Origin of the sequence: Streptomyces sp. NPDC001832, assembly GCF_040297265.1 — a bacterium.
Lineage (GTDB): Bacteria > Actinomycetota > Actinomycetes > Streptomycetales > Streptomycetaceae > Streptomyces.
In genome coordinates this window covers 59,372-65,371 of record NZ_JBEOYU010000036.1, presented here as the reverse complement: position 1 = coordinate 65,371, position 6,000 = coordinate 59,372, and the positions used below count along the sequence as shown (strand labels likewise).

The 6,000-nt window shown below is 67.7% G+C and carries 5 protein-coding genes and 2 pseudogenes; 6 read left to right on the top strand and 1 reads right to left on the bottom strand.

The genetic code is table 11. The features are described from left to right. Positions 1–975 (bottom strand): RNA-guided endonuclease InsQ/TnpB family protein (locus ABT115_RS23970; RefSeq protein WP_351793353.1); only part of this gene is annotated, 975 nt, incomplete at its 3' end. Positions 976–1,025: 50 nt separating this feature from the next. Here ABT115_RS23970 and tnpA point away from each other — a divergent pair. From tnpA to ABT115_RS23940, 6 genes and pseudogenes are all read left to right on the top strand, one after another. Then, entirely contained in the window at positions 1,026–1,466 is a 441-nt protein-coding gene (gene tnpA / locus ABT115_RS23965) for an IS200/IS605 family transposase (protein WP_351793350.1), read from the top strand. Between the two features lie 61 nt (positions 1,467–1,527). Next, positions 1,528–1,988, top strand: a pseudogene (locus tag ABT115_RS23960) (PPOX class F420-dependent oxidoreductase). A gap of 898 nt (positions 1,989–2,886) precedes the next feature. Continuing rightward, entirely contained in the window at positions 2,887–3,429 is a 543-nt protein-coding gene (locus tag ABT115_RS23955; RefSeq protein ID WP_351793348.1) for an RNA polymerase sigma factor, read from the top strand. Next, positions 3,426–3,977, top strand: a complete 552-nt coding sequence (locus tag ABT115_RS23950; protein ID WP_351793346.1) for a hypothetical protein — start codon at positions 3,426–3,428, stop codon at positions 3,975–3,977. Before ABT115_RS23955 ends, ABT115_RS23950 begins: the two co-directional genes overlap by 4 nt. A gap of 111 nt (positions 3,978–4,088) precedes the next feature. Further along, positions 4,089–4,370, top strand: a pseudogene (locus ABT115_RS23945) (ATP-binding cassette domain-containing protein); the annotation flags it as partial. Positions 4,371–4,920: 550 nt separating this feature from the next. Beyond that, a complete protein-coding gene (locus ABT115_RS23940) occupies positions 4,921–5,490 on the top strand; it encodes a hypothetical protein (protein WP_351793343.1) in 570 nt (189 codons plus the stop codon). The last annotated feature ends 510 nt before the right edge of the window (positions 5,491–6,000 follow it).

Genomic DNA, 6,000 nt, shown 5'->3' with positions numbered 1-6,000 from the left:
CCATCCGGCGTCAGCGATCGAACGATTGAGGCCCGCTTTGGCCGCTGCCCCGTTGGGCAGGAAGCCGCCCGACGTCTCGGGGTCGGGCTTCGGTGCGGGGGCCTTGCTCATGTTGCGGATCTTGAGGTCTTCGTGCGCGATGAAGTCGTGCTCACGGACCAGGGCGAGCGCGGTCTTGTGGGCGTGGTCGAGCCGCTGGCGTCGCACCTTGCTGTGGAGCGTGGCAACCTTCTCCACGGCCCGCTGGTGGTTTTTCGTGCGGGCTTCGGCTTTGCAGCGCGGGAACCGGCTCAGGGCCTGCTGTGCGGCTTCGAGCTTCGCGGCGGCCTTGGGGCCGTGGCGCGGGTTGGGGACGTGTACGCCGTTGGAGTCGGTGAGGAACGAGGCAATGCCCAGGTCGATGCCGACGACGCTGCCCGTGGACGGGAGCGGTTCGGGTCGGTCCTGCTCGGCGGTGAGCACGACGAACCACTTGCGGCCCTCGCGCTTGACGCTGACGGTCTTGACCTTGCCGACCACCACACGGTGCTGGTTGACCTTGACGTGCCCGACACCCTGGAAACGGACCCGGGTAACGGGGTCGTGCGGGGTGGAGTTCCACCGGCAGCCGTCGCCGTCCTTGGGAAAATCCACAGTGTCGAACCAGTTCACCCCACGAAAGCGCGGGTAGCCGGGCGTCTCGCCGGCCTTGATCCGGCGGAAGAACGCACCGAACGCCTTGTCCAGGCGACGCAGCGTGGCCTGCTGCGAGGAGAAGGACCAGCGGCCCTGCCGCTCCGGGTCGAACGCCCGGACCTCCCTCAGCTGTGCGGACTGCACCCCGTACTTGATGCTCGTCCTCGACACGTGCCGGAAGGCGTCACGGCGTTCCTGTAATGCCCCGTTGTAGAGCGAACAGTGGTCGCGCAGCATCTCGCTCAGGGCCTGTGCCTGACCCACGGTGGGCCGCATGAGGAATTTGTACGCACGGATCACCGGCCCACCCCCTTCCGGTCGAGCTCGCTCGATCATACTACGCTTGGTTTATGTCACCGCGCTGGGAACCGAATTCAGAGGTCCGTCGGGGCCGTCACGTCGTCTGCAACCTCCACGCACACTTGGTGTTCGTGACGAAGTACCGGAGCGAAGTCTTCAACGACGCCATGCTGACGCGCTGCGAGGAAATCATGAGTAACGTCTGCACGGACTTCGGCGCGGAGCTGATCGAGTTCAACGGCGAAGACGATCACGTGCACCTCCTGGTGCACTACCCCCCGAAGGTCGCCCTGTCGGCCCTGGTGAACTCACTCAAGGGCGTGTCCTCCCGCTACCTGCGACAGGAGTTCACCGACCGTGTCAACCGCTTCATCATGCACGGCCGTTTCTGGTCGGGCTCCTACTTCGCCGGGTCCTGCGGTGGCGCACCGTTGGACATCGTCAAGCAGTACATCGAGCAGCAAAAACGCCCACTGCAGCCTGAGAGTTAGAGCAGTCCCGAGATCGGATTCCCACCCCGCCCGAAGGCGGGGATTCCCTCCGAAGAGAGGGATGGCACACATCGCGACGAACGCCCCTGTGGAACTCGACGAGCTGCTGGCCTTCGTACGGCCCAGGCACCGGGCGATCCTGCTGACCACCCGGTCCGACGGCCGCCCCCAGGGCTCCCCGCTGACCTGCGGTGTCGACGACTCCGGCCGGATCGTCGTCTCGACCTACCCCGAACGGGCCAAGACCCGCAACGCGAAGCGGGACGCCTGGGTCAGCGTGATCGTGCTGTCCGACGACTGGAACGGGCCGTGGGTGCAGATCGACGGCTCGGCCGAGGTGATCGACTCACCGGACTCGGTCGAGCCGCTCGTCGAGTACTTCCGCAACATCTCGGGTGAGCACCCGGACTGGGACGAGTACCGGGCGGCGAGCAAGGGAAGTCGATCATCCGGATCACTCCGGAGCGCTGGGGACCCGTCGCCACCGGCGGCTTCCCCGCCCACCTGGCGTCCGGCAGCTGACGGCTCTCTCCCCCCGATACGTTCCCGGAAGCCCTCCCCGATGTCTTCCCCCCTACGTGCACACATTCCGGCGCCGGGCCTGCCGGCGCGGGCCCGGCTGCCGGCCGCACCGATGGTGGTCGTCCGTCGTCCGCGAACTTGAGCGGATCACCGGCCGCCCCGTCGAGTGGGCTCCTCCGGCACAACGCCCAAGGAACTCACTCGACGGCGGGCCTTCGCCTTTCAACCCCCGCGCCGCCGGCGTCGTATCCGTGAGAAAACAGGAGCAACCTCTTCCAGATCCCAGCGCACTGAGCAAGTGAAAGGTATTTCCTTCACGATAGGGAGACTCAGGATGCGTTCGCGGACAAGCACGGCGGTGGCGGCGGTGCTGTTGCTCGCCAGCCTGGCGACGGCCGGTACGGTTACGGCGGCCACCGCGGGGCGACCACACCACCCAGGCCTTCGGTATGTACCGGAGCGACGACGAGCAGTCCGACAAGCCGCTGCTGATGAGCAAGGACGACCGGGACGGCCGGGGCTGGCGAGAGGCGGCTCTCCCCCCTCGTGCGGCACCACATCAACATGCTCGGACGCTATTCGTTCCAGCTGCCGGAGCTGCCGGAGCTGCCGGAGCTGCCGGAGCTGCCCGGCGGCCTGCGGCCCCTGCGTGACCCGGATGCCTCCGAGACCGGGTGAGTCGTCCCGCGGCTCGGAGAGCCATCTGTCTCTCATCAAACGGCGTCGCAGCAGGTGACGGCACGGGCGACTGCAGGCAAGGTTCCATTCCACAGAACCTGGGGCGGTTCGGAGGTCCACCCCAGACACACCCCGCCACAACCAAGAGGGCTGCCGGTGTAATGGTTGGCGCTGTGCCGGACATTTCCTGGTGACGGCTGTTTCGGAAGAAGGGGTGCAGATGCCGGGTCAGGAGGGTCCGCAGGAGCGGCACCGGTGGTTGGAGGCACTGTACGGGGCCCATGCCGACCGGGTGATGGGGTACCTGGTGCACCGCACGGATCGTGAGACCGCACAGGAGATCGCGTCGGAGACGTTCCTGCTGGCCTGGCGCAAGCAGAAGTCGGTGCCGGACGATGCGCTGCCGTGGCTGCTTGCGGCGGCGCGCCGTCTGCTGGCCAACCGGGTGCGCTCAAACCTGCGGCGCCAAGCACTCGCGGAACGCATACAAGCGGTAATGGACTGCGCCCCGGCAGTGGCGTTCGAAGACCGCATCGCGGACCGCGAACGCGTGTTCCGGGTGCTGATGCTCCTGACCGAGACCGACCGGGAAGTCCTACTGCTCACCGGCTGGTACGAGCTGACCGCGCAGCAGGCGGCCAAGGCACTGGGGTGCAGCAGGGCGGCCTACACGCTTCGCCTCCACCGCGCACGGAAGCGTTTTCGCATAGCCCTGGAACAGCAAGCGTCTCTCACCACTGTTGACTCGGAGGTACCCGCGTGAGGAACGACCCTGTGCTGAACGCCGTCCGGCAGCTGCGCCCGCAGGACGCCGAAGGATGGGCACAATCGCCCCAGGGGCAGCACATCCTGGATTCGGTGCTGAGCCGGGCGCAGGTCCCGGTCGGGCGGAGGCGCCCGTCGCGGACGATGGTGGTCGGTGGTGCGCTGCTGGCCATGGCGGCAGGCGGCGGGGCCATGGCTGCTGCGGGCGGACTGCCGTGGAGCGAACCGGGGCGGACGGCGATGTGCGCCCGGACGCTCTCGCCGGACGCGGACCTCGCCGAGGTGTCGACCACGAAGGACTTCGATCCCCGGAATCCGGGGGCCTCCTGTGCCCGGCAGTGGACACAGATGTGGGGCCCGTCCGAGCCCGTGCCGACATCCTTCACCGCCTGCTTCCACCCTGGTGCCGACGTCACGGACCCCGACGGCGGCTACCACCGTGACCCGCATGCTTCCGGCGGGCCGGTCGTCTACCCCGCCGACGGTCTGAGCCCAGACCAGGCGTGCGCCCGCATCGGGGCCAAGCCCATCCCGGTCAGCCCTTAACCCCTTCCGGCGCGGGGGACGGCGACTATGGCGTCGCCCGGGTCCGGGCCACGCGGATCTCCGCCAGCCCGGGCCCGTACTCGCGCTGACTGCTCTGCCAAGGATGCTTTCTTGATCCAATTGCATGGCCTGACCAAACGCTACGGTGCCAGGACCGTCGTCGACCGGCCCGCTTTCCGGGTGTGGCCCGGCGTCGTCACTGGCTTTCTGGGGCCCAACGGGGCGGGGAAGTCGAGCACGATGCGCATGATCCTGGGACTGGACGCGCCCACCTCGGGCAGCGCCACCATCGGCGGCGTGCCGTACCGCCGACTGCCCGACGCTGTACGCACGGTGGGCGCGCTGCTGGACGCCAGGGCCGTGCACGGCGGCCGCACCCCCGATCTCCATCTCCGCGTCCCTGTTCGGCAGGGGCTTCACCGACCAGCCGTGGTGGCTCCTGCTGGGCTGGATGGCCGGTATCACCACAGTGATGCTCAACGGCGCATACGCCGCCGTCTTCTAACGCGACGCCTCGCTTCACGCAGCGTACGGAAGCCACGCAGGCCGCGCTCGGTGATGTTGGTAACGGCTATTTCGTAGCAGTGAGTTTGTGCCTCCGAGGCCCCATCGGCCTCGCACCCGAAGCCGCGGACACTGTGGATGCGCCCCCGACCGCAACATCGGCACAGCTCGCTCTGGATGGCGTGACCCGCTGCGGTGGTGGACGGCCCTTCCGGGGTTCCGATCAACAGGGCACGGGGGCGACGTCCTCGACCTCCTCCCCCTCGTCGTCACCCTCCGCGCAGAGCGGGTCGGCCGCGTCTCTGCTGGTCGAAACGGCCAGAAAGGTCGAAAGTCCCCGCATTCAGGGACCTTCACTGGCCTCAGGGGTGAAACCTGGGCGATATCTTGTGAATGCGTTCACAAACCCGGGGACCGTGAAAGAGAGAAGGTGAGTGCGGTGGCCGCAACGCCCCTGCGCAACAACGTCAGTGCAACCGACGGGACCCGCTGGAGCGGCAGCCTCGACGAACTGATCGTCCGAAGCCGACCCGCCCGTGGTGCCCTCGCCGCCTTGCGGATCCTGCTCGCCTGGACCTTCATATGGCCGTTCCTGGACAAGGTGTTCGGCCTCGGCTTCTCGACCAAAAGCGCCGATGCCGTGATCAACGGCGGTTCGCCGACCGAGGGGTTCCTGCTGTACGGCACCAAGGGCCCCTTCGGCCACATCTTTGACTCGGTGGCCGGAGGCCCGTTCCTGGACGTGCTGTTCATGCTGGGCCTGCTCGGCATCGGCCTGGCATTCCTGCTCGGCATCGGCATTCGGGTCGCCGCCGTCTCCTGCGCGGTGATGACCGGCTTCATGTGGCTGGTCACGCTCCAGCCCGCGAACAACCCGATCACCGACGACCACTGGATGCTCGCCCTCGCCGGCATCGTCATCGCGACCACCCATGCCGGCGACTTCTTCGGCCTGGGCAGGAAGTGGAAGGAATTCCGGCTCGTCCGCCGCTACCGCTGGCTCGTCTGATCCCCGCCCCGCGATCTCTCCCCCCGCTTCCCGCGTCACATCCCAGGTGTCGCGGGAAGCGTCGCGTCCGGCCTCCTCGGGGCAGTCGGGCCCGCTGCCGCCTCCGCGTACAGATGGCAACTGTCCGGCGCCTGGTTGAGAAGCTGTTGTCCAACCCCCGCTGGGCTCGGAACGCCTGGCACGGCCGCTCGCTGCGTTGCCGAAATGCCCTAATAGCTCCTTCCCCAAGCTCTCAAGGAGCAGGGGAGACCCCATCCGAGGACACTCCGGCGCCTTGCGATCGACCGCACCAGACGCCCCGAGCTGATCCAGCGGGGGTTGGACAACAGCTTCTGACACCTCCACCGGAGAACTCGCGCGTGAAGCTGCAGACGCGGTGGACGTATCACCCGCGAACCACCGGCACAGTTCGCTTTGGCTCGCTTGGCCGGCGCTGACGCCGACTTCGAGCGAGTGGCGTGAAGTCCCGTTCGCATGGTGGGAGATGGCGAGAAACACGTCTTCCGCCCC

Bases quoted from the DNA above. Each gene is read 5' to 3' on its own strand.
- tnpA (WP_351793350.1), top strand. From the start codon at position 1,026: ATGTCACCGCGCTGGGAACCGAATTCAGAGGTCCGTCGGGGCCGTCAC.
- ABT115_RS23955 (WP_351793348.1), top strand. From the start codon at position 2,887: ATGCCGGGTCAGGAGGGTCCGCAGGAGCGGCACCGGTGGTTGGAGGCA.